14 protein-coding genes are annotated in these 22,888 nt (G+C 70.5%); 11 read left to right on the forward strand and 3 right to left on the reverse strand.

Annotated features, from left to right (window positions below):
* Positions 1 to 53: 53 nt before the first annotated feature.
* Positions 54 to 761, reverse strand: coding sequence for a Crp/Fnr family transcriptional regulator (locus FBZ83_RS19445; RefSeq protein WP_145687137.1), 708 nt, complete (start codon positions 759 to 761; stop codon positions 54 to 56).
* A 371-nt stretch (positions 762 to 1,132) separates the two neighbouring features.
* On the opposite strand from FBZ83_RS19445, the gene FBZ83_RS19450 reads away from it, so the two are divergent.
* The 8 genes from FBZ83_RS19450 (at position 1,133) to FBZ83_RS19485 (ending at position 16,407) form a co-directional block, all read left to right on the forward strand.
* Entirely contained in the window at positions 1,133 to 3,412 is a 2,280-nt protein-coding gene (locus FBZ83_RS19450) for an ATP-binding protein (protein WP_145687139.1), read from the forward strand.
* On the forward strand, positions 3,405 to 3,887 hold the full coding sequence (locus FBZ83_RS19455) for a response regulator (RefSeq protein WP_145687141.1): 483 nt from the start codon (positions 3,405 to 3,407) through the stop codon (positions 3,885 to 3,887). The genes FBZ83_RS19450 and FBZ83_RS19455 overlap by 8 nt, the downstream gene beginning before the upstream one ends.
* A 4-nt stretch (positions 3,888 to 3,891) precedes the next feature.
* A complete protein-coding gene (locus FBZ83_RS19460; protein ID WP_145687143.1) occupies positions 3,892 to 6,819 on the forward strand; it encodes a PAS domain S-box protein in 2,928 nt (975 codons plus the stop codon).
* A 67-nt stretch (positions 6,820 to 6,886) separates the two neighbouring features.
* A complete protein-coding gene (gene ptsP, locus FBZ83_RS19465) occupies positions 6,887 to 9,394 on the forward strand; it encodes a phosphoenolpyruvate--protein phosphotransferase (RefSeq protein ID WP_145687145.1) in 2,508 nt (835 codons plus the stop codon).
* The gene (pfkB, locus tag FBZ83_RS19470) at positions 9,391 to 10,362 is read left to right on the forward strand and encodes a 1-phosphofructokinase (RefSeq protein WP_145687147.1); all 972 of its coding nucleotides are present in this window, start codon (positions 9,391 to 9,393) and stop codon (positions 10,360 to 10,362) included. The genes ptsP and pfkB overlap by 4 nt, the downstream gene beginning before the upstream one ends.
* A 27-nt stretch (positions 10,363 to 10,389) precedes the next feature.
* The gene (locus FBZ83_RS19475) at positions 10,390 to 12,228 is read left to right on the forward strand and encodes a PTS fructose-like transporter subunit IIB (protein WP_145687149.1); all 1,839 of its coding nucleotides are present in this window, start codon (positions 10,390 to 10,392) and stop codon (positions 12,226 to 12,228) included.
* Positions 12,229 to 12,398: 170 nt separating this feature from the next.
* The gene (locus FBZ83_RS19480; protein ID WP_247888378.1) at positions 12,399 to 14,750 is read left to right on the forward strand and encodes an ATP-binding protein; all 2,352 of its coding nucleotides are present in this window, start codon (positions 12,399 to 12,401) and stop codon (positions 14,748 to 14,750) included.
* Positions 14,751 to 14,856: 106 nt separating this feature from the next.
* On the forward strand, positions 14,857 to 16,407 hold the full coding sequence (locus tag FBZ83_RS19485; protein WP_145687151.1) for a tetratricopeptide repeat protein: 1,551 nt from the start codon (positions 14,857 to 14,859) through the stop codon (positions 16,405 to 16,407).
* On the opposite strand, the gene FBZ83_RS19490 is transcribed toward FBZ83_RS19485, so the two are convergent.
* Together FBZ83_RS19490 and FBZ83_RS19495 are read right to left on the reverse strand one after the other, a co-directional pair.
* A complete protein-coding gene (locus tag FBZ83_RS19490; protein ID WP_145687153.1) occupies positions 16,359 to 18,659 on the reverse strand; it encodes a TonB-dependent receptor in 2,301 nt (766 codons plus the stop codon). The two genes, FBZ83_RS19485 and FBZ83_RS19490, sit on opposite strands and share 49 nt — an antisense overlap.
* A gap of 127 nt (positions 18,660 to 18,786) precedes the next feature.
* Positions 18,787 to 19,803, reverse strand: a complete 1,017-nt coding sequence (locus FBZ83_RS19495) for a FecR family protein (RefSeq protein ID WP_145687155.1) — start codon at positions 19,801 to 19,803, stop codon at positions 18,787 to 18,789.
* 230 nt (positions 19,804 to 20,033) lie between these two features.
* On the opposite strand from FBZ83_RS19495, the gene FBZ83_RS19500 reads away from it, so the two are divergent.
* The 3 genes from FBZ83_RS19500 (at position 20,034) to cysE (ending at position 22,862) form a co-directional block, all read left to right on the forward strand.
* Complete coding sequence (locus FBZ83_RS19500; RefSeq protein WP_145687157.1) at positions 20,034 to 20,582, forward strand: RNA polymerase sigma factor; 549 nt, start codon at positions 20,034 to 20,036, stop codon at positions 20,580 to 20,582.
* Between the two features lie 277 nt (positions 20,583 to 20,859).
* The gene (locus tag FBZ83_RS19505; RefSeq protein ID WP_145687159.1) at positions 20,860 to 21,771 is read left to right on the forward strand and encodes a hypothetical protein; all 912 of its coding nucleotides are present in this window, start codon (positions 20,860 to 20,862) and stop codon (positions 21,769 to 21,771) included.
* A 206-nt stretch (positions 21,772 to 21,977) separates the two neighbouring features.
* Positions 21,978 to 22,862 carry a serine O-acetyltransferase gene (gene cysE, locus FBZ83_RS19510; RefSeq protein WP_145687161.1) on the forward strand — a complete coding sequence of 295 codons (885 nt, stop codon included), beginning with the start codon at positions 21,978 to 21,980 and terminating at the stop codon, positions 22,860 to 22,862.
* Positions 22,863 to 22,888 lie beyond the last annotated feature (26 nt).

The following is a 22,888-nucleotide window of genomic DNA, read 5'->3' on the forward strand; positions in this document are numbered from 1 at the left end:
GAGCCTTTGCTTTGACGGGAATGGGATCAGGGGTAGGGTGGGGACGCCGCCGCTCAACCGTCCAGCGCCACCGCCTCCAGCGCCGGCAGGTCGCAGGCGAAGACGTTCGGCGCCTGCTCGACGACCAAGCCCGCGCGCTTGAACTCGGCGATGGTGCGGCTGGCCGTCTCCATGCCGACGCCGAGCATGGCGCCCAGATCCTCGCGGCCCGACAACAGGACCGGTTCGTCCGGGGCGTCGGCGGCGAGCTTCAGGAACAGGCGGGCCAGCCGCCGCCGGGCGCTGCCGGTGGACAGCTCGGTCAGCCACTCGTCGGCCTGGTGCAGGGATTGGTACCAGCGTTCCATCAGGCGGCCGTGCAGGCGCGGCGTCTCCTTGCTCAGCCGCTCGACCACCGCGCGGGGCAGGCGGCAGGTCTCGGCTTCCTGGAGCACGACGGCGGTGTGCTCGTAGGGCTTGCCGACCAGAACCTCAAGCCCGGCGACCGCGCCCTGGCGGAGCAGCCGGACGATGCGCTGCGTGCCGTCGGGGAGGAACTGGACCAGCTTCACCAGACCGCCGCGGATCGTGTAGAGGGAGCCGCCCTCGTCCCCGGCGCTGTAGAGCGTGGCGCCGGGCTGGAAGCGCAGTTCGTCGATGGGGATGTGGATCAGGTCGAAATCCTGGTCGCGCAGGTCGCCGAACAGGACGAGGTCCCGGATGGCGCAGCTGCTGCAGCGCGCGGCGCCCAGCCGCGCGGCGTCGATTCCGTTCCGATGCACCCCTGCCCGCCTTCCGTCCGCCGGACCCGTTCCGGTTCCGCCCGAAGCTCCGGAGCGAATTTTACGCGATCCGGTCGAAAAGTTCCAACTGCGTGGATCCGCCCCGGGCGACATCCCGTATCCTGTCCTACCCCTTCTTCCCACGTTGCGCGCAGCGAAAGGCAATCCATATGACCAATCGCTTATGCCCTTGTTCCGAAGTGGTATTGTCTCAGTTCCCCACCGTTGATAACCAAAGAGATGCCCGCCACGTCAAACATTCGACATTATCTGGAATCATCGAATAGACCGGACGGCGAGCAGGGCATTAAGGAGCGACCTATTGGATTGTCTTTGGTTTCGGAGTGAACGCTGCCGCGAGGATCAGCGCCATGACCGTTGGTGATTTGGACCTCGACGCCTGCAGCCGGGAACCGATCCATCGCCCCGGCAGCATCCAGCCCCACGGCATCCTGTTGGCCGTCTCCGGAAGCGACGCCGGCGACACCCTGATCCAAGCCAGCGCCAACGCCGCGCCGGCGCTGTCGCTGCCGCTGGCGCAGGCGTTGGGTCAGCCGCTGGACCAGGCGCTGCACCCGCAGATCGCCACCGCCGTGCGCTCCTTCCTCGCCGCCGGTCCGGTTTCCTCCCGCCCGGTGCCGGTCATCTTGACCGACCTGCCCGGTGCCGGCCGTCACCAGCTTCTCGCCCATGCCGTCAATGATGCGGCGGGCAACCGCGTGGTGATCCTGGAGCTGGAGCGGCTGGACGGGTTGGAGACCAACCTCCTCGACCACGTCTACCCGCGCATGCGCGAAGCGCTGGAGCGGCTGGATGCGCTGAACGCGCCAGCGGACCTTCTGAGCTGCGCCGCGCGGGAGGTCCGGGCGTTGACCGGCTTCGACCGCGTGCTGATCTACCGCTTCGACGCCGACTGGCACGGCACGGTGGTGGCGGAGGACGGGAACGGGCGGCTGCCCTCCTACATGGACCTGCGCTTCCCCGCCTCCGACATTCCCACCCAGGCGCGCGAGCTGTACCGGCTGAACCGCCTGCGGCTGATCCCCGACGCCGGCTACGCCCCGGTGCCCCTGGTCGCGCTGTCCCCGGTCCCCGATGGCGCGCCGCCGCTCGACCTCAGCTTCTCCGTCCTGCGCAGCGTGTCGCCGGTGCATGTCCAGTACATGCGGAACATGGAAACCGCCTCCTCCATGTCGGTGTCGATCCTGCTGCATGGCGCCCTGTGGGGGTTGGTCTCCTGCCACCACCACGAGCCAAAGGCGGTGTCCTACGCCGTGCGCTCGGCCTGCGACCTGATCGCCCAGATCCTGTCGGTGCGCATCGCCGCGGTGGAGGACCGGCGCGACGCGGAGCACCGCATCGCCCTGCAATCCATCCAGGCGCGGCTGCTCGCCGCCATGGCCCAGGCCGACCCCTTCATCGCCGGCCTGACCGAGCATCCCGACGACCTGCTGCGCTTTGCCAACGCCAGCGGGGCCGCCGTCGTCTTCGAACGGCGCTGCACGCTGGTCGGCGACACCCCGACGGAAGAGCAGGTGCGCGACCTCGTGGACTGGCTGGCCAGCCAGGGCGAGCCGGAGCAGTTCGAGACCGACAGCCTGCCCGCTCTCTATCCGGCTGCCGCCGGCTTCGAGGGCAAGGCGGCGGGACTGCTGGCCATTGCCGTGTCGAAGCTGCACGCCAGCTACGTGCTGTGGTTCCGGCCCGAGGTGGTGCGCACCGTCCGCTGGGGCGGCGACCCGCGCAAGCCGCTCGACCGCGACGGGGTGGGCCTGAGCCCGCGCGCCTCCTTCGAGACGTGGAAGGAGACGGTGCGTCACCGTGCGCTGCCCTGGACCGCGGCGGAGCGCGACACCGCCGCGGCGCTGCGCCACGCCGTCATCGGCATCGTCCTGCGCAAGGCGGAGGAACTGGCCGCCCTGTCGCGGGAGCTGGCGCGCTCCAACAAGGAGCTGGAGTCCTTCTCCTACTCCGTCTCCCACGACCTGCGCGCGCCGTTCCGCCACATCGTCGGCTACGCCGAGCTGTTGCAGGAGCTGGAATCGGACCGGTTGAGCGACACCGGAAAGCGCTATCTGAACGTCATCGTGGACGCGGCCAACAGCGCCGGCACCCTGGTGGACAATCTGCTGCACTTCTCCCAGATGGGGCGCAGCGAGCTGACCCCCGTCTCGGTGAACATGAACGATCTGGTGGCGGAGGTGCGGGAGACGCTGGCCCCCGACACCGCCGGGCGGGCCATCGAGTGGGACATCGCCCCGTTGCCCACGGTGCGCGGCGATCCCGTGATGATGCGGCTGGTTCTGCAGAATCTTTTGTCGAACGCCATCAAATATTCCCGCAACCGGGAACCGGCGCGCATCGCCGTGGGTTGCGAGGACCGACCCACCGAAACCCTCTTCTTCGTCAGGGACAACGGGGTCGGTTTCAACCAGGCTTACGAGAAGAAGCTGTTCGGGGTGTTCCAACGGCTGCACCGCAACGAGGAGTTTGAAGGCATCGGCATCGGTCTGGCCAATGTGCGCCGCGCCGTGGACCGCCATGGCGGACGGACCTGGGCCGATGGGCGGCTCGACAAGGGGGCCATCTTCTACTTCACGCTGCCGAAGGCCGGGGCGGCGAAACCCGATCTGCGAGACCTCGATGAGTGACCTGAAACCCATCCTGCTGGTCGAAGACAACCCGCGGGACCTGGAGCTGACCCTGGCGGCGCTGGAGAAATGCCAGCTCGCCAACGACGTGATCGTCGCCCGCGACGGCGAGGAGGCTCTTGGCATGCTGACCCGGCGCGACCCGGAGACGGGCAAGCCGACCCAGCTTCCCGCGGTCGTCCTGCTCGACCTCAAACTGCCGAAGATCGACGGGCTGGAGGTTCTGGAGCGGGTCAAGAACGACCCCGAGACCCGGCACGTCCCCATCGTGATGCTCACCGCGTCGCGCGAGGAGAGCGACCTCGTGCGCAGCTACAAGCTGGGCGTGAACGCCTTCGTGGTGAAGCCGGTGGACTTCAAGGCCTTCTTCCAGGCGATCCGCGACCTGGGCGCCTTCTGGGCGATCCTGAACGAACCCCCGGTCGGCTGCGCCCGCCGCCCGGCCGGAACCCCGCCCGTGGGAAAAGGCGCCTGACGGAATGCCCTCCGCAATGCCCTCGGCGGTGACCATCCTGCATCTGGAAGACAGCCCGCTGGACTGCGAGCTGGCCTGCGCACGCCTGCGCAAGGCGGGAATCTCCTGCGACGTGACCCGCGTGGACACCCGCGCGGCCTTCGAGGCGGCGCTGGTCAAGGCGGCGGCGGACGGGCGGCGCTTCGACCTGATCCTGGCCGACTTCTCGCTGCCCGACTTCGACGGGCTGGAGGCGCTGGGCATCGCCAAGGCCCGCGCTCCGGAAACCCCCTTCCTGTTCCTCTCGGGCCGCATGGGGGAGGAGACGGCGGTGTCGGCGCTGAAGTTGGGCGCGCGCGACTATGTGCTGAAGCAGCGGCTGGCCCACCTGCCCGCCGCGGTGGAGCGGGCGATCGTCGAGGCGCGCACCCTGGCCGAGCGGCGGCTGGCCGAGGAGAATCTGCGCCGGCTGCGGCAGGCCATCGACGACATCCGCGACTACGCCATCGTCACGCTGGATCCGGAGGGCCGCATCACCTCGTGGAACGAGGGCAGCCGCCGCCTGTTCGGCCATACCGAGGAAGAGGCGCTGGGGCATCCGCTGTCCCTGCTCTTCGCGCCGGAGGAACGCTGCGCGGAGAACATCCGCGGCCTTCTGGCCAGTGTGGCGGAGAAGGAGCGTTGCGAGGTCGAATGGATCCACGCGGCGCGCGACGGGCGGCGCTTCTTCGGCTCCACCGTGCTGACCGTGGCGCGCGACGCCACGGGCGCGCTGGCCGCTTATTCGGTGGTGGTGCGCGACATCACCGACCGTCGCGCCTCGGAAATCGCGCTGCGCGACAGCGAGGCCAAGTTCCGCGCCATTGCGGAAAGCATGCCGCAGCTCGTCTGGTCGGCCCCGCCCGACGGGCTTCCCGACTACTACAACCTGCATTGGTTCGCCTACACCGGCACCCGGCCGGAAGCGATGACCGGCACCGCCTGGATGGAGGTGGTCCATCCGGACGACCGGGCGCGGACCGCCGCCCTGTGGACCAGCGCGGTGCGGTCCGGCGGCTCCTACGAGGTCGAGTACCGGCTGCGCGGCGCCGAGGACCGCTACCGCTGGTTCCTTGGGCGGGCGGTGCCGCTGCGCGACGGCGACGGGCGGATCACCCGCTGGTTCGGCACCTGCACCGACATCGACGACGCGGTGAAGGCCCGCGCGGCCCAGGCCGACGCCCGCGAGGATCTGGAGCGGCAGGTGGCCGAGCGCACGGCGGAGCTGGTGGCCGCCAACCGCCGGCTGCTGGGCGAGGTGGCGGAGCGCCAGCGCGCCCAGGCCGACCTCAGCGCGCTCTACACCAAGACGCCGGTGCCGCTGCACTCCCTGGACGCCGAGGGCCGGCTGCTGAGCGTCAGCGACCGCTGGCTGGAGTTCATGGGTTACGAGAGCCGGGGCCAGGTGCTCGGCCGCAACATCACGGAGTTCATGCCGCCGGACGTCGCGCGGGAGCACCGGGAGCACCGCTGGCCGGAGCTGCTGCGGCTCGGCGCCTTCCAGGACATGCCCTACCGCTTGGTCAAGCGGTCAGGGGAGGTCGCCGACGTCCTGGTGTCCGCGCGGATCGAGCGGGACGGGTGGGGCGGTTTCCTGCGCACCATGGCCGCCGTGGTCGACGTTTCCGCCCGGCTGCGCGCCGAGGCGGAGCGCGAGCGGGCCGAGGAGGCGCTGCGCCATTCCCAGAAGATGGACGCGCTGGGCCAGCTCACCGGCGGCATCGCCCACGATTTCAACAATCTGCTGACGGCGATCTCCGGCAACCTGGACCTGCTGCTGTCCCGTCTGGACACGGCGGAACGGGGCGATCTGCGCGACTACGCCAGCCACGCCAAGGTCGGGGCGACCCGCGCCGCCGGGCTGACGCAGCGCCTGCTCGCCTTCGCCCGGCGGCAGCCGCTGCGCCCCGACGCGACGGAGCCCTGCGTTCTGGTCGAGGGGATGGAGGACCTGCTGCGCCGCACGGTGGGCGAGCAGGTGTCCATCGCGACCGACTGCCCGCCCGACGTCTGGGCGGCGTGGTGCGATTCCAACCAGCTGGAGATCGCTCTCCTGAATCTGGTGGTCAACGCCCGCGACGCCATGCCGGACGGCGGGCGCATCACCATCACCGCCGCCAACGCCCGTCTGACGGCGGCCGACGTGGCGGGCGACGCCTCCGGGGCGGCACCCGGCGACTATGTGGTCCTGACCGTCGCCGACACCGGCATGGGCATGCCGCCCGACATCATCAAGCGCGCCTTCGACCCGTTCTTCACCACCAAGCCGATCGGGCAGGGGACCGGGCTGGGCCTGTCGCAGGTCTACGGCTTCGTCAGCCAGTCGCACGGGCTGGTGCGCATCGACAGCGAAGCCGGGCGGGGCACCGCCGTGCGCCTCTACCTGCCGCGCTGCGACGGAGAGGAGGGCGTTGGACTCCCGCAGGGGGGCGCTGCGGCGCCGGTCGCTGACGGCGCGATGGATGGTGTGGCGGACAACACCGCCGGAACCGTTCTGCTGGTCGAGGACGAGGCGCTGGTCCGCATGGTCGCGGTTCAGGCGCTGGAGGACGCCGGTCTGGACGTTGTCGAGGCGTCGGACGGGACCGAGGCGCTGGAACTGCTGGATGGCGGCCTGCGCGCCGATCTGGTGGTGACCGACGTCGGGCTTCCCGGCATGAACGGCCGGCAGCTCGCCGAGGCGGTGCGGGAGCGGCGGCCGGAGCTGGGCGTGCTGTTCATGACCGGCTATGCCTACGACGCCACGCTCGGCACCGGCATCCTGGAGCCCGGCTGCGAGGTGCTGCAGAAGCCCTTCGAGACGACGGCGCTGGTCGCCCGCGTCACCGGCATGCTGGCCAACATGCGCGGTGGCGGCGGTGCGGGAGGTGCTGGCACCCTGCGCGAATCTGTCCCGGAACGCCACTGCGACTGATGCGTTATCCTCCTCTAAGGACGAGTCCGGCCCCGCGCATGGACTCCGCGCGGGGGGAGGACGGGCGATGCTTCAGGTCTCCGAATCGCAGGTGCGCCTTGGGCTTTCGGCGCCGGACAAGACGGAGGCCATCCGCATCGCCGGGCGGGCGATGGTCGACAGTGGCCTGATCGAGCCAGGCTACATCGACAGCATGCTGGGCCGCGAGGCGGTGTCCGGCACCTATCTCGGCAGCGGCATCGCCATCCCCCACGGGCTTCCCGAGGCGCGTGATCTGGTGCGGCGGACCGGCGTGGTCGTCGTCCAGTTCCCGCAGGGCGTGGATTGGGGCGGCGGGGAGCCGGCGCGGCTGGTCGTCGGCATCGCCGCCAAGTCGGACGAGCACATCGCCGTGCTGCAACGGCTGACCGGCGTGCTTGGCGACCCGGCGGAGGCCGCACGGCTGGGCAGCACGGGCGACCCGTGCGCCATCATGGCCGTGCTGAACGGCGAGGCGCCCGCCGTGCCCGCGAACGAGTCGGTCGCGGCTCCCATCGATGGGGACTCCATAGACGTCACCGCTCCCTCGCCCCACGGCCTGCACGCCCGCCCGGCGACGGCGCTGGTCGAGGTCGCCAAGCGCTTCCGCGCGGAGGTCGCCGTCCGGCATGGCGGCGCCACGGCCAACGCCAAGAGCCTGATTTCCCTGCTGCGGCTTGGCGCGTCGGGCGGCCAGCCGCTGACCGTCACCGCGTCGGGCGAGGACGCGGCGGCGGCGCTCCAGGCCATCCGTGCCGCCTTCGAGGAGGGGCTGGACGAGCCGGTCACCGCGGCGGCGCCCGCGGAGGAGGCGGCGCCACGGACCGTCCCGGCCGATCTCGATTACGATGGGCGCGTGATCGCCGGCATCTCCGCCTCCCCCGGCGTCTCCACCGGCCCGGTCTGGAAGTTCCAGCGGGAGGAGCTGACGGTCGCCGAGACCGCCCCCGATCCCGAGGCGCAGCACCGCCGGCTCGATCAGGCGCTCGCCGCCGCCGCCGCCGACCTGCGCAACCTGTATGAGGAGTTCTGGAAGAAGGCCGGCGCCGCCAAGGCGGCCATTTTCAAGGCGCATCAGGAGCTTCTTGACGATCCCGAGATGGTCGCTGAGGCGCATGCCCTGATCGGCCAGGGCAAGAGCGCCGGCTGGGCGTGGCGCGCGGTCTACGAGGAGCGCGCCGGCACGCTGGCCCAGCTCGCCGACCCGCTGCTGGCCGGGCGGGCCGCCGACCTCAGCGACGTCGGACGCCGCGTGCTGCGGCTGCTCGCCGTGGTGACGGAGAGAGTGGCGGCGCTGCCGGACCACCCCGTCATCCTGCTGGCCGAGGATCTGGAACCGTCCGACACGGCGAAACTCGACCCGGCCAAGGTGCTGGGGCTGTGCACGGCGGGCGGCGGCGCCACCTCCCACACGGCGATCATCGCGCGCTCGCTGGACATCCCCGCGGTGGTCGCCGCCGGGCCGTCGGTGCTCGACCTGGAGAACGGGCGCACGGCGATCCTCGACGGCGACGGCGGCGTGCTGGTCGCCGACCCCAGCGAGCGCGACCGCGGACGCGCCGCCGAGGCCCGGATCAAGGTGGGCGAGCGGCGCGAGGCCGAGCGGCTCGACCGCTACAAGCCGGCCATCACCACGGACGGACGGCGCGTCGAGGTCGCCGCCAACATTTCCGATCCGGCGGAGGCGGTGCAGGCCGTGGAGGCGGGCGGCGAGGGCGTCGGACTGATGCGCACCGAGTTCCTGTTCCTCCAGCGCGACCTGCCGCCGGACGAGGAGGAGCAGTTCGTCGCCTACCGGACCATGGTGCGGGCGATGAACGGGCTGCCGATCATCCTGCGCACGCTGGACATCGGCGGCGACAAGAACGTCCCCTATCTTCGCATGCCGGCGGAGGGCAACCCCTTCCTGGGCGTGCGCGGCATCCGCCTGTGCTTCGAGCGGGAGGACCTGTTCCGCACCCAGCTCCGCGCCATGCTGCGGGCCTCGGCGGAGGGGCCGGTGCGCATCATGTACCCGATGATCGCCGCTCCGGCGGAGCTGGAGCGCGCCAAGGCGATCACCGAGGCGGTGCGGCGGGAACTGGACGTGCCGCCGGTCGAACTCGGCATCATGATCGAGGTGCCGTCCGCCGTGATGATGGCCGACCGGCTGGCGCGGGAGGTGTCCTTCTTCTCCATCGGCACCAACGACCTGACTCAGTATGTGCTGGCGATGGACCGGCTGCACCCGGTGCTGGCCCCGCAGGCCGACGGGCTGCACCCCGCCGTCCTGCGCATGGTGGAGCGCACGGTGGACGCCGCCCGCCGTGCCGGAATCTGGGTCGGCGCCTGCGGCGGGGTGGCCGGCGACCCGGCCGGGGCGGTGCTGCTGTCCGGGCTGGGCGTCGCCGAGCTGAGCGTCGCCATTCCCGCCGTCCCCTCGGTCAAGGCGCGGCTGCGCGCCATCGCCATGGCCGACGCCGAGCGCACCGCCCGGGAGGCGCTGGACTGCGCCGACGCGGCGGAGGTTCGGGCACTGGTCCGTCACCGTTTCGCCGACGCCGGAGGCGTGTCATGAGCGCACTGTCCACCCCACACCCCGGCGTCGTCACCGTGACGCTGAACGCCGCCATCGACCAGACGCTCGACGTGCCGGGTTTCGCCGCGGGAGCGGTCAACCGGGCGGTCGCCGAGACGCGGACGGCGGGTGGCAAGGGCATCAACGTCGCCGCCTTCCTGGCCGGCGCCGCCATCCCCGTCACCGCCACCGGCTTCCTCGGCGAGGAGAACAGCGCCGTCTTCGACACGCTGTTCCGCCGCCGCGGCATCCGCGACCGCTGCCTGCGCTTGGCCGGCCGCAGCCGGGTGAACATCAAGCTGGTGGACCGGGAAGGGCGCTCCGTCACCGACATCAACCTGCCGGGCCTGCATGTTCCGGCGGAAAGCTGGCGCGGGCTGCTGACCGTGGTGGACGACCTCGCCGTCACCAACCGGACCTTCGTCCTGTCGGGCAGCGTTCCGGCGGGCGTGCCGGACACCGCCTATGCCGAGATGGTCACCGCCCTGCACCGGCGCGGCGCCTTCGTGGTGGTGGACGCCAGCGGCCCGCCGCTGCGCCACGCCGTGGCCGCCCGCCCGGACATGGTGAAGCCCAACGCGGCGGAGCTGGCCGAACTGCTGGGCCGCCCGCTGAAGGATCGGGCCGAGGTGATGCGCGCCGCCCGTGAGCTGTCGGAGTCCGGCATCGCGCTGGTCGTCGTGTCGTTGGGGGCCGAAGGGGCGGTCTTCGTGGAAGGTGGCCGCGCCCTGCTGGCCGTGCCGCCGCCCGTCGAGGTCGCCAGCACGGTCGGCGCCGGGGACGCGATGGTCGCCGGGGTCGTGGCCGCCCGTCTGGAGGGCGGTGGGCTGGAGGAGTGCGCGCGGCGCGGCACCGCCTTCGCCGCCGGCACGCTGTCCCGCCTCGGCCCCGAACTGCCGCCGCCGGAGCGGCTCGCTGAACTGATGCGGGCCGTTCGGGTGGAAGACGCGCGGGTGGAAGAACTGTAAGGCGCTTTCAGCGCCGGAGGGATCGCGATGGCAAAGCTCGTGGCTGTGACCGCCTGCCCGACGGGGATCGCCCACACCGTCATGGCGGCCGAGGCGCTGCGCCGCACCGCCGCGCTGATGGGCCACGCCATCGCGGTGGAGACCCAGGGGTCGAACGGTGTGCAGACGCCGCTTTCCGCCGCCGACATCGCGGCGGCCGACGCGGTGATCCTGGCCACCGACATCGCCGTGGACGATTCCCGCTTCGCCGGCAAACCGATCCTGCGCACCTCCACCGCCGCCGCCATTCGCGACACCAAATCGGTGATCGGCAACGCCCTGGGCCATGCCCCCGGTGCGCAACCCAAAACCGCCGCTTCGCACCCCGCTCCGAAGCCGACCCCAACGGCGGTGCGCAGTCCCGGCCTGCTGGTCGCCATCACCGCCTGCCCGACCGGCATCGCCCACACCTTCATGGCGGCGGAGGCGCTGAAACAGGCCGCCCAGGCCAAGGGCTACCGCATCAAGGTCGAGACCCAGGGCTCGGTCGGTGCCAAGAACGCGCTGACCGAGGAGGAGATCGCCGAGGCCGAGGCCGTCATCATCGGCGCCGACACCCACGTCGCCACCGACCGCTTCGCCGGCAAGCGCCTGCTCAAGACCTCGGTGGGGGAGGCGCTGAAACAGCCCGCCCGCGTGATCGACGAGGCGCTCGCCCTGCCGGCCCCGGCCGCGACGGGGGGCGGCGCCGCGCCGGCCTATGCCGACGCGGTGTCGGGCGCCAAGGCGCGGCAGAAGGAGGCGCAGTCCGGCCCCTACAAGCATCTGCTGACCGGCGTGTCCTTCATGCTGCCCTTCGTGGTGGCCGGCGGTCTGCTCATCGCCCTGTCCTTCGTCTTCGGCATTGAGGCCTTCAAGGAGCCGGGCACCCTGCCGGCGGCGCTGATGCAGATCGGCGGGGAGGCGGCCTTCGGGCTGATGGTGCCGGTGCTGGCGGGCTACATCGCCTATTCCATCGCCGACCGGCCCGGCCTCGCCCCCGGGTTCATCGGCGGGATGCTGGCGGCCAAGATCGGCGCCGGCTTCCTGGGCGGCATCGTGGCGGGATTCCTGGCCGGCTACATCGCCCGCTGGCTGCGCGACACCATCCGGCTGCCGCAGACTCTGGAGGGGCTGAAGCCGGTGCTGATCATCCCGCTCCTGGGCACGCTGGCGGTCGGTCTGCTGATGGTCTACGTCATCGGGACGCCGGTCGCCGCGATCATGAACGGGCTGACGGCCTTCCTGCAGAGCATGACCGGGGCCAACGCGGTGGCGCTGGGCGCGCTGCTCGGCGCCATGATGGCGCTGGACATGGGCGGGCCGGTCAACAAGGCGGCCTACACTTTTGCGGTCGGGCTTCTCGCCTCCAACACCTACACGCCGATGGCCGCGGTGATGGCGGCGGGCATGACGCCGCCGCTCGGGCTGGCGCTCGCCACCATGGTCGTGCCCAGCCGCTTCACGATGCAGGAGCGCGAGGCGGGCAAGGCCGCCGGCGTGCTCGGCCTCGCCTTCATCACGGAAGGGGCGATTCCCTTCGCCGCCAAGGACCCGTTGCGCGTCATCCCCGCGGCCATGGCCGGGTCGGCGGTGGCCGGCGCCCTGTCGATGTGGTTCGGCTGCGGGTTGCGGGCGCCGCACGGCGGCGTCTTCGTGCTGGCGATCCCCAACGCGGTGGCGCCGCTCGGCCCCTATGTCCTGGCCATCGTCGCCGGGACCATCGTCACGACGCTCGGCCTGATGATCCTGAAGCGCCGCGTCGAGGCGGACCCGACCGCGGCGCCGACGCTCGGCACCGCCGCGCCGACCCCGACCAGCCCCGCGCCCAGTGGGGCCGGGCGCTGAGAGGGCAGGACCGTCACAGCCGCTGATTGCCGGCCTTACCACAAATTAGTTTTAATTTTCGCCAAAATTGAAAGAACTCGACAACTCCAGAGTGCTATCGCTAGCTTTGCGTTGTTCCGCCGCCGGTCTGTTCCGCAGTCCCCTGGAGGAACGGCAGCCGGCGGAGCGTGATGAGGATCTCGTATCGCATAGCGACGGTGGGTGGAATCCCGGTGGTCATCGCGGCGCTGATCGCGGTGTCGGCCTGGATCCTGCTGGAGCGTGCCGGCCGCTCGCGCGAGGCCGCGGTCCTGGCCGGCACCGTCTACCGCGAGATGATCGCCGCCACCGCGGCCCGCAACGACTTCATCCATTCCGCTCCGGAAAGCCGGCTTCCCCATGAGGTCACCTTCCGCCGCGCCACCCACGGCGCGCGGGCGGCGCTGGACGCGCTCGGCGGGCTGGCGGACCAGGGCATCCAGGCCGACGCCGTGGAGACCGCGCGCCGCGCGTCCGACCGTCACGCCGCCCGGCTGGAGGAGCTGGTCGAGGCGATCACCGTCAGCGACGCCCGTGCCCGCGGCATGGCGGAGCAGGAGGCGCGCCTGCTCGCCCTGGCCGAACAGGCGCGCCAGCGGCAGCACGCCGTCAACGCGGCGCTCGTCGCCTCCCTGGCCGAGTCCGACCGGCGGATGCATGCCGGTCGCGACCTGGTCGACGGCCTGCACGCGCTGCGGGAGGCGCTGTTGAACGCCCGGCTGGCCGCCATGGATGGGGCGGCCATCGCCGAACCTCCCGCTTCCCCGCCGGGATCACCGCCGCGCTCCGGCGGCTTGGCCCTCTGGCTGGACCGGGTGGAGCGGACCGCCGACGGTCTCGCCGCGTCGCTCGCCGCCGACACCGCCCATGGGGCGGCGCTGGACGAGCTGACCCGGTTGCGGGCCGAGCGGCTGGACCGGACCACGCTTCCGGAGCTGGCGCCGCGCTACGACGCATTCGCCGGGCGGCTGCTGAAAGCCGCCGACGCCGGCTACGGCGCCGTCCAGGACGAGGTGGCGGAGCTTCTGCGCCGCACCATGTCGGCCCACGCCATGGAGCAGGAGACCCAGACGCTCGCCATGACCGCCCTGACGCTCAGCGGGCGGACGCTGAGGGCGTTGGAGCGGCGCGATTCCCGCAGTCTGCGCGACGTCGTCACCGACAGCGGTCGGCTGCGCGACCGGGTGTCGGGGCTTCCCATCTCCCCGCTGATCCAGGACGGGATGCTGGCCGCCATCACGGCGTGGCGCGACGGGCTGGAGCGCACCACCGATGGGCTGGCCCGGCAGAACGGCGCCATCGCCGCCATGGACATGGACGCCGCGGCGGTGATGAGCACCGCCCGCCGCCTGAACGACCTGTTCCAGGACAGCGCGGTGGGCAGCGCCGACCTTCTGCGCTCGACCCTGCTCATCGGGGCGACCGTCGGCCTGCTGTTCGCCGCAAGCGCGGCGCTGCTGGTGGCCGGCGGGATCACGCGGCCCCTGCGCCGGCTGCAGAACGCGACGCGGCGGCTGGCCCGCGACCCGCGCGACGGGTTGGTGACCGACCTGGAGCGGCGGGACGAGCTGGGCGACATGGCCCGCGCCGTCCATCATTTCGCCGCCGAGATCACCCGCCGCGAGGACGAGTTGCGCCGCGCCAAGGAGCAGGCGGATTCGACCCTGGCGGAACTGCGGCGGACCCAGGCCCATCTGGTCCAGGCGGAGAAGCTGGCCGCGCTGGGGCAGGTGGTGGCCGGCGTAGCGCACGAGATCAACACGCCGCTTGGCATCACACTCACCACTTCGACCCTGATCAGCGAGAAGGTGCCGAAGATGAAGCATCTTCTCGAATCCGGGCACCTCCGCCGCCGCGAGCTGGAACGCTTCCTGACCGACATGGGCGATGTGTCCGAACTGCTGGTCAACAACACCGTCCGCGCGGCGGAACTGGTCCAGCGCTTCAAGGAGCTGGCGGTGGACCCGGCGGGCGAAACGCGCCGCCGATTCGACCTCCGCCTCTGCCTGATGCAGGCCGTCGAAGCGTTGGGGCCTTTCTGGGAACCCGGGGAGCATCGGGTTGTCGTGGATTGCCCGCCGGGATTGATGATGGACGGCTACCCGCAGGCCATCGCGCAGATCGTCTCCCACCTGCTGTTGAACGCGGTCAACCACGCCTTCGCGGACGGCGCGGGGGACGCCGGGCAGGGGGACGCCGGGCAGGGAGAGGTCCGGCAGCGGGGCACCGTAACGGTTTGCGCCGGCAAGGCCGCGGCGGGGGTCGTGGAACTGGCCGTCACCGACGACGGGCGGGGCATCCCGCCGGAGCTGCGGACGCGGATCTTCGATCCGTTCTTCACGACGCGCCGCGACCGCGGCCACGCCGGGCTCGGCCTGCACATCGTTCACAACACCGTCAACCAGCTCGGCGGCACCATCGCTCTGGAGGATGCGGAGGAGGCCGGCGGCGCCCGCTTCGTCGTCCGCCTGCCCTCCGCCACTCGGGTGAAAAAAGGCGCCTGATACGGGTGGATATTCCCTCCTGGTCTCGCGAAAACTTGCGCGCCATGCCGCTTCCGGTTTACTCCGGAGAGAATTCTCTTGGCGATTGCAATGCAAGGTTCGCGGCATGGCGACAATCGAGGAAGCCTATGGGGTTGCCATCGACCACCATCAGGCCGGTCGGCTGGACGAGGCGGCGATCATCTACCAGCGCATCCTGGACGCCGATCCGGAGCAGGCCCACGCCGCGCACCTGCTGGGCATCGTTGCCGGCCAACAGGGCCGTCATGGCGAAGCCGTCGCGCTGATCGGCGCCGCGGTGGCGCGGGACGGGCTGAACACCGACTTCCTTGGGAATCTGGGCGCGGCGTTGAAGGCGGCCGGTCGCTGCGACGAGGCCATCCGTCACCTCGCCCGCGCTTTGGCGCTGGAGCCGGCGGCGCGCGGCGTCCCGGGCAATCTCGGCTCCGCCTTGGCCGCCGATGGCCGGATCGGCGAGGCCGTGCCCTGGCTGGGACGCGCCGCCGCCCTTGACCCGGCGCAGTTTGAGACGTTCCTGAATCTGGGGATCGCGTTGCGCGACGCGGGCCGGTTCGACGAGGCGGAAGCGGCGCTGGAAACCGCCAAGGCCCTGCGCCCGGACCATCCGCACCCGGTCTGTGAGTTGGCGGTGCTGAAGCTGGCGCTCGGCGATTTCGAAGAGGGGCTGGCGCTTTACGAACGGCGCTGGGACTACACCGGCCAGACCGCCGCGGTGTCCGGCAAGGCGGTGTGGCGGGGCGAGGACATCGCCGGCAGAACCATCCTCCTCTATTACGAGCAGGGCCTGGGTGACACGCTGCAATTCGTCCGCTACGCGCCGCTGTTGGCCGACCGCGGCGCGCGGGTGCTGCTGATCGTCCAGCCGGAGCTGCGCCGCCTGCTGGCCTCGGTGCGGGGCATCGACCGTCTGGCCACCTACGACGACGCAGCGGCGCTGCCGGATTTCGACCTGTGCTGCCCGCTGATGAGCCTGCCCTTCGCCTTCGGCACGCGCATCGACGGGATACCCTCCGGGGTCCCCTACATCACGCCGCCCCCCGATCTGGTGGCGGCCTGGGCGGAGCGGCTCGGCTGGAACCAGACCGGAGACTCCGCCGGGAAGCGCCCGTTGCGCGTGGGACTCGTCTGGTCGGGCAACCCGCGGCGCCACGACCCCACCTCCCACGCGATGGACCGCCGCCGCAGCGTGCCTTTCGCGCTGATGGAGCCGCTGCTGTCGGTGCCGGGGATCGCGGCGGTCAGCCTCCAGGTCGGGGACGCGGCGGAACAGGCGCGGGCGGCCATCGCGGCGGGTCTGCTCATCGACCCCATGACGGGCGTCAGCGACTTCGCCGACACCGCGGCCATCGCGGCGCATCTCGACCTCGTCGTTACCGTGGACACGTCGGTCGCCCACCTCGCCGCCGCCATCGGGCGCCCGGTGTGGATGCTGTCGCGCTCCGATGCCTGCTGGCGTTGGTTGCGCGGGCGCGACGACAGCCCGTGGTACCCGACGATGCGCCTCTACCGGCAGGACTCGCCCGGCGACTGGGGGCCGGTCATGGCCCGCGTTGGCCATGACCTTGCCGCAGCCGCCGCGGCGCGGGATCAGAACTGCGCCGAGGCGCTCAGCAGGAAGGCCCGGCCCGGCTGGTAGAGCGGGGTGACGGTGCCGAACTCCTGCCCGTAGGTGGCGCGGTCGGCGTAGGTCTCGTCGAAGAGATTGCGGACGTCGAGGCGCAGCGCCAGGTTGGCGTGCTCCGGCAGCCGGTGCTCCACGAACAGGTTGGCCGTCTGATAGCCCTTCAGCGGCCGCTGCCCGGCCTGCACCTTGTCGTAATCGAGAACGAACTCCAGGTCGGCGCCCAGGGTCAGGTTCCAGGACTGCACGGTGTGGGCGCCGCCGACGGTGAAGACCTGCCCGATCGGTGTGGCGAGGTAGGTGCCCGTGTCGGAATCGGCGGGCAGCCCGTCGATCTTGACGTCGATGTCGGCGTATTTGGCGCGGATGAAGCCGTTCGTCCAGGCGTAGCCGAGACCCAGCTCATAGCCTTCCGACCGCACGTCGCGGGCGAGGGTGGCGCTCGTGGCGGCGAAGCGCGCGGCGCGGGCGTCGTCCAGCTTGGTGCGGAAGATCCGGCCTTCCGCGGTGAAGCCCTCGTAACGGGCCTCCAGCCCGGCGGTGCTGTTGTAGGCCGTCACCGGGCGCGGGCCGGTGCCGTAGTTCCAGGCCGGGTTCATGATGTAGTTCTCGGCCATCTGGACGCCGCCCCAACCGCGGGACACACCGGCCTTGGCGGTCAGGAAACGGGGCAGCAGGTCGAACTCACCAGACAGATTGTGGCTGAGGCCGTGGTTGGTCCATTCCCGTCCGGTCGTCCCCTCGAAGGTCTGGCGGTCGCCGCGCAGGCCGAAGGACAGGCGCAGCCGCTCCATCGGTTCCAGCCGGGCCTGACCGTACAGGCCATTGTTGCGCGCCCGCTCGGTCGCGGTCATCGTCCGGTCCCGGTAGTTGGCGCGGTCCACATAGAAGTCAGTGCCCGCCGTGACGGTGCCGATCCGGAAGCCGAAGGTGTTTTCCAGCTTGCCGTTGAAGGAACTGGTCGCCCCCTTGCCCGGATAGCTCCCCGGCACGGTGCTGCTGCCGACCGGGCGGGTGAAGATCGGCGTCTCCACGTCGGTGCGGCCGTAGGCGAGCACCAGCTTGGGGTTCCACAGCTCCGTCGGCAGGGCGTCGGTGTAGGTGAAGACCATGTTCTGGCGGTCGAGCGTGTAGTCGCGCACGCGCGGCTCCCAGGCCGGGCGGCCGGCCAGCGACCCGATGTTCGCGCGGAAGGGCCGCGGCGCGTCGTCGTAGACCCGCTCGTAGCTGGCCTGGAAGCGGTGGCCGCTCTCCGTCTGCACCGCCGCCTTGCCGAGGCCGCTGACCACGTCCGTCTCGGTGCCGTCCACCTTGCGCCCGTTGCCCGCGGTGTATTTGCCGCCCTTGCCGTAGGTCACGGTGCCCAGCGCCTCCAGCCCCTGGTGGCGCCCGAAGCCGGCGAGGTTGGTGGTCAGGCCGGAGCCGTTGCTGTTGAAGGTGGTCTTGCCGAAGCCGCCGATGCCGTCGCTCGCCAGGAAGTCGCTGGCGTCCTTGGTCTCGTAGGCGATGGAGCCGGCGAGCGCGCCCGGCCCGGCGTCGGCGGGGGCGACGCCGGCGTCCACCCGCGCCACCTTGAGCAGCGCCGGATCGATCAGCGTGGTGCCGTTGTGGTGGAAGACCTTGTTGTTTTGGCGGCTGCCGTCGATGGTGACCGCCAGATTGGTTTCCTCGACGCCGTTCACATAGACCTTCTGCGACATCGGCACGGAACTGCCCACGCGGATCGTCGGCTCGCCGGAGAAGACGTCGCGGAGGTCGCTGGGATTCTTGCGCTCCAGATCCTCCCTGGTGATGGTGACGGTGCCGTTTCCGCTGCCGGCGCCGGTCGAGGCGGTGACCGACACCGGCGCCAGCATTGTGGCGTCGCCGGTCGGGGCCGGAACCAGCGTCGCGGTGCCGGTGCCGGTCATGCGGTAGCCGACGCCCGTTGCGGACAGCAGCGTGTCGAGCGCCTGGGCGGGCGTCATGCTGCCCGACACCGGGCGGGAGCTGCGCCCGGCGGCCAGATCGGCGGAATAGCCGATCTGCCAGCCGGTCTGGCGCGCAAAGGCGTCGAGCGCCGCGGGCAGGGGCTGTGGCGGCAGCGCGAAGGTCATCGTCTGAGCGGCGCCAGGGGCGGGAGCGGCCGGCTGGGCCAGGGACGGGGAGGGGAGGGCCAGGACGCCGCCGAGCGCGGTGGTCGCCATCAGGGCCAGGATCAGATGCCGGGCGGCGGTTCCCCGCGCGCATACCAAGAACTTGCCTGTCGAAACCGTCCGGCCTTCCATTCCTCACAACTCCCGTCTGCGCTGGTGGCGGGGGCGTGATGACCGGCGTATGAACCGTGCCCCCTCTTTTCGGCAGACGCACGGGGGCGTGGCGTCTCACAAAAAAATCCCGAAAGAACGACAAACCCTATCGAAGCAGGATGAGTCCGGCAGGAAGCTCGGTCACGCGGGCTCCCACGACGTCGGCCAGCGAGCGGATTGCCGCCACGGGATCGTCCAGCCGGTAGTTTCCGCTGACCCGCGCGCCGGCCAGCCGGTCGCCGATCAGGACGATCGGTGCGCCGTGGTAACGCCGGAGCGTGTCGACGACCGCGGCGAAGGGCTGGTCGTGGAACACGCAGCGACCGTCCTTCCAGGCCAGCGCTTCCGCCGGGTCCGGGCGGGCGGGCGCCGACAGGCCGTCCACCGTGGCCGTCACCCGGTCACCCGGAACGAGAGACACCGTTTGCCCCGGCGCTTCCCTCCGGCTGACCGACACCCGCCCGCGCTCCAGGAAGACGGCGTCCTGCCCGCCGTCCGCCCGCACGGTGAAGGCGGTGCCGGTCACCTCCACCTCGCTGAAGCCGGCGGTGACGCGGAAGGGGTGGGCGGGGTCGCTGACCACGTCGAAGTAGGCCTGCCCGCGCAGCAGCCGGACGTGGCGCCGGCCCTCGGCGAAATCGAGCGCGACCGCGGAGTCGGTGTCGAGGATCAGCCGCGACCGGTCGGGCAGGGCGACCTCCCGCCGCTCCCCGGCGGCGGTGCGGTGGTCGGCGGTCAGGCGGAGCGCCAATGTGGGCTGGAGATGGACGCCGATGGCCAGCAGCAGCGCGGCGGCGGCCAGCGAGGCCCGCCATCCGCCAAACCGCCCGGACCTCCGCCGCGTCGCGGACCGGATGGCCGACGGCGAAGGGGTCGCCTGCGGGAAATGGGCGAGCGTCGACGCCTGCTGGAGTTCGGGCATGCTTCCGAGCGACGACAGGCGATCGAAGGCAGCGGCGTGGCGCGGGTCGCGGTTCCGCCATGCCTGATAGGCGGCGCGGGCGTCTGGGTCCACGGGCGCGTCGAGAAGCGTCACGAACCAGGTGAGCGCCTCGTCCGTGATCGGATCCGCATGCCGGTAGGCCCCGGCATCCTGTCCGCCGCCTGCCTTGTCCTGCTCCACGCTGGCCTTCCACTCTTCCTGTGATCGGACTCACGTAAGGTTGAGACGTTTCATCGCCCGCCGGGCCACAATCCGCAAACCGCAGCCCCCCGATGGTGATCGCTCCCGCACCCGTCCAACCGGCTTGACATCTGAAATTGAGAATCATTATCAATTTCGGCGTTGCAAGGCCGCCGATGTCGCACCGACCGCGGTGGTGTCTCCTCCGCCGTCGTACCGACAGGGCTATCATGTCCGCAAGCCTGATTGCGATCTATCTCGATCACCGCCGCTCGTTGTTCGGGTGCGCGATGAAGATCGTTCGCGATTTTCAGATTGCCGAGGACGTGCTGCAGGAAAGCTACCTGCGCGCCTGCAAGGCGGTGGAGAGGGGACCCATCGACAACGTCGGGGCTTTTCTTCACCGGACGGTCCACAACCTCGCGCTGGACCATCTCCGGCGCTGCCGGACCCAGGAGCGGTTCGAAGCCGGCCCGGCGGACACCGCCGAGGCGCTGGGCATCGCGTCGGAAACCCCGTCGGCGGAGGAGCGCCTGCTGCACCGCGAGCGGGTGTCGTGCTTCATGGACGCTCTCGACCGTCTGCCGGCGCGGGCCCGTCAGGTGTGGCTCCTGAACCGGGTCGAGGGCCTGTCCTATCCCCAGATCGCCGCCCATCTGGGCGTGTCGCCGGGCACGGTCTTCAACGACATGAAACTGGCGATGGGCCATTTCGTGGACGCCATGGCGCGCCGCGACCGCTCCGGAGCCACCGCTGCCCGGCCCGGCGGGACACTCTAGCCGCGAGAACACGCTCCCGAGCGGAAAGGGGGGGCCGAACCCCGGAGCACGGTAAGCCGATGCACGAATCCGGTGTTGGGTGTATGCATGACGGGTGTTTGTGTAAGTTGTCGCAAAAATTCCATAAGGTGTCTTATGGAAAATATACTGGCACAACTACCCATGAGGGTTTTTGTGTGGTATGTTCTCAATCCAGCGATGCGGGTTTGGCGATGTAGGCCTGGGACCGTGTTTCCGCGTCGTCACTCATCGAAGCTGGCAACAAGGATCGGGACTCATGAGCGTCATCAACGCTGCGGGTTCGCAAGCGGGCTTCCTTCGTCCGATTCGTCCGAACCCCGGCCCAGCCACGGACGTGTTTGCAAAGAAAGCGGACAACGCCACGACTGGTTTCAGACCAGCCTCCACGGTCGAGCTGTCGGATCGCGCCAAGGCGCTGCTGGCGAAAGCCGAGCATGAGAGCGCTGTTGCCAGCCGGCTTGCGGCGCATCTGGCCGGAGGCGGCCGCAATCCGGCGGCTCCCATGCCCCCTCTCGACGCGACACAATGGACCGACACCGATGGCGTGTCCTCGAAACCATCCGCGTCGAAGCAAGCGTTGGAGAGCATCGCCGCCGTCAAGGAATGGGCCAAGTCGGACGTCTTCCGGAACGCCGCCAACGCCGTTGCCGATGATCAGGTCCGACCCCTGGTTCGCGACGGCCGGCTTTCCCAATTGCCTGCCCTCGATGACGACCAGTTGAATCAGTTGAGCGAGGCGGAACGGAACGTCTACGGCACGGTCCGGTCTCTCCAGGGGCTCTATGACGGCATGCCGAAAACGATGGACCAAGCCCTGGCCGACCGGAAGGCGGTGGTGCTCGAAGCCTATCCGGATGAAATCAACCGCATGAGAAGCGGCCTCGCCTCCGGCTCCCTGAAGAAGGAGGATGGCTGGGAGGACATCATCGCCAGCCGCGAGTCCGAACTTGCCGCGGCCCGGCAAGGCACGATGACAATACACGCCGTGAACGACTCGAACCTTGTGCAGTCCAAGGGCGAGTTCACGGTCGCCCGCGACGGCAATGGCTGGAGCGCCCGTGGGATCACGGTGAACGGCAACGCCGCCGCCTTGCAGGAGACGTTCGGCACAAGGAACATGCAGGTCGGGTCCAGCCCCTACACCGGCGACTATGTGATCACTTGGTAAACCCGCCCGCTGCGCGGATGGGGCTGCCTGAGTGGGCAGGCAATTTTCACAGCGTGGAAATGTGCAAAAATTCGTAGTGGCCCTTCATTTCCCACGACATGGCTCCCCTTCCGGAAAGCGGCGTGCTAGGCTTTCATCCGGCCTGTTGAAAGGCCCATGACCGGACCGACGGCCGGACCGGTCGGGAACATCAGGACAAGCCTACCATGAATCACATCGTCGCCCCCTGCTTTCAGGATCGGGGCCTCAAGGACCAGAACCTCAAGGGGTTGGACCACCCGGAATCGCCCCTTCTGGAGGGCGTCGACGGCATGTGGGCGATGCTGCGTGCCGAGGCGGAGAACGTCGTTGTCAAGGAGCCGTGGCTGCGCCCCTTCATCGACACCGCCATCCTGCTGCACCATGACTTCCCGTCGGCGCTGGGCAGCCTGCTGGCGCGCAAGCTGGGCGACTCCTACATCTCCGCCGACCAGCTCGCCATGCTCGTGCGCTCGGCGGTCGCCGACGCGCCCTGCATCGTCGAGGAGGCCTGCTCCGACCTCCAGGCCATCTGCACGCGCGACCCGGCAGCCGACAATTGCCTGACGCCGTTCCTCTACTACAAGGGCTTCCACGCGCTGGAATGGCACCGCATCGGCCACTGGCTGTGGCGGCGCGAGCGGCGCGACCTCGCCCACTTCCTGCAAAGCCGGGTATCGGAAGTGTTCGCGGTGGACATCCACCCGGCGGTCCCGGTCGGGCGCGGCGTCTTCATCGACCACGGCACCGGCGTGGTGATCGGCGAGACCGCGGTGGTCGGCAACGACGTGTCGATCCTTCAGGAGGTCACGCTCGGCGGCACCGGCAAGGAGCATGGCGACCGCCACCCGAAGGTGCGCGACGGTGTCCTACTGTCCGCCGGGGCCAAGATTCTGGGCAACATCGAGATCGGCAGCCGCGCCAAGGTCGGAGCCGGCAGCGTGGTGCTGAAGGACGTGCCGCCCTGCGCCACCGTGGTCGGCGTCCCGGCGCGGATCGTCGGCTGGTGCCGCGACACGGTGCCGGCCCTTGCCATGGACCAGACGGTGCCGGAGCCGGAGTATCACATCTGACGGAACCGGCGGATTCCGGGCCGAAC

The organism is Azospirillum brasilense, assembly GCF_007827815.1.
GTDB classification, from domain to species: Bacteria; Pseudomonadota; Alphaproteobacteria; order Azospirillales; family Azospirillaceae; genus Azospirillum; species Azospirillum brasilense_C.

Coding starts and splice junctions, on each gene's coding strand:
- FBZ83_RS19450 (WP_145687139.1), top strand. CDS start 1,133: ATGACCGTTGGTGATTTGGACCTCGACGCCTGCAGCCGGGAACCGATC.
- FBZ83_RS19455 (WP_145687141.1), top strand. CDS start 3,405: ATGAGTGACCTGAAACCCATCCTGCTGGTCGAAGACAACCCGCGGGAC.
- FBZ83_RS19460 (WP_145687143.1), top strand. CDS start 3,892: ATGCCCTCCGCAATGCCCTCGGCGGTGACCATCCTGCATCTGGAAGAC.
- ptsP (WP_145687145.1), top strand. CDS start 6,887: ATGCTTCAGGTCTCCGAATCGCAGGTGCGCCTTGGGCTTTCGGCGCCG.
- pfkB (WP_145687147.1), top strand. CDS start 9,391: ATGAGCGCACTGTCCACCCCACACCCCGGCGTCGTCACCGTGACGCTG.
- FBZ83_RS19475 (WP_145687149.1), top strand. CDS start 10,390: ATGGCAAAGCTCGTGGCTGTGACCGCCTGCCCGACGGGGATCGCCCAC.
- FBZ83_RS19480 (WP_247888378.1), top strand. CDS start 12,399: ATGAGGATCTCGTATCGCATAGCGACGGTGGGTGGAATCCCGGTGGTC.
- FBZ83_RS19485 (WP_145687151.1), top strand. CDS start 14,857: ATGGCGACAATCGAGGAAGCCTATGGGGTTGCCATCGACCACCATCAG.
- FBZ83_RS19490 (WP_145687153.1), bottom strand. CDS start 18,659: ATGGAAGGCCGGACGGTTTCGACAGGCAAGTTCTTGGTATGCGCGCGG.
- FBZ83_RS19500 (WP_145687157.1), top strand. CDS start 20,034: ATGTCCGCAAGCCTGATTGCGATCTATCTCGATCACCGCCGCTCGTTG.
- FBZ83_RS19505 (WP_145687159.1), top strand. CDS start 20,860: ATGAGCGTCATCAACGCTGCGGGTTCGCAAGCGGGCTTCCTTCGTCCG.
- cysE (WP_145687161.1), top strand. CDS start 21,978: ATGAATCACATCGTCGCCCCCTGCTTTCAGGATCGGGGCCTCAAGGAC.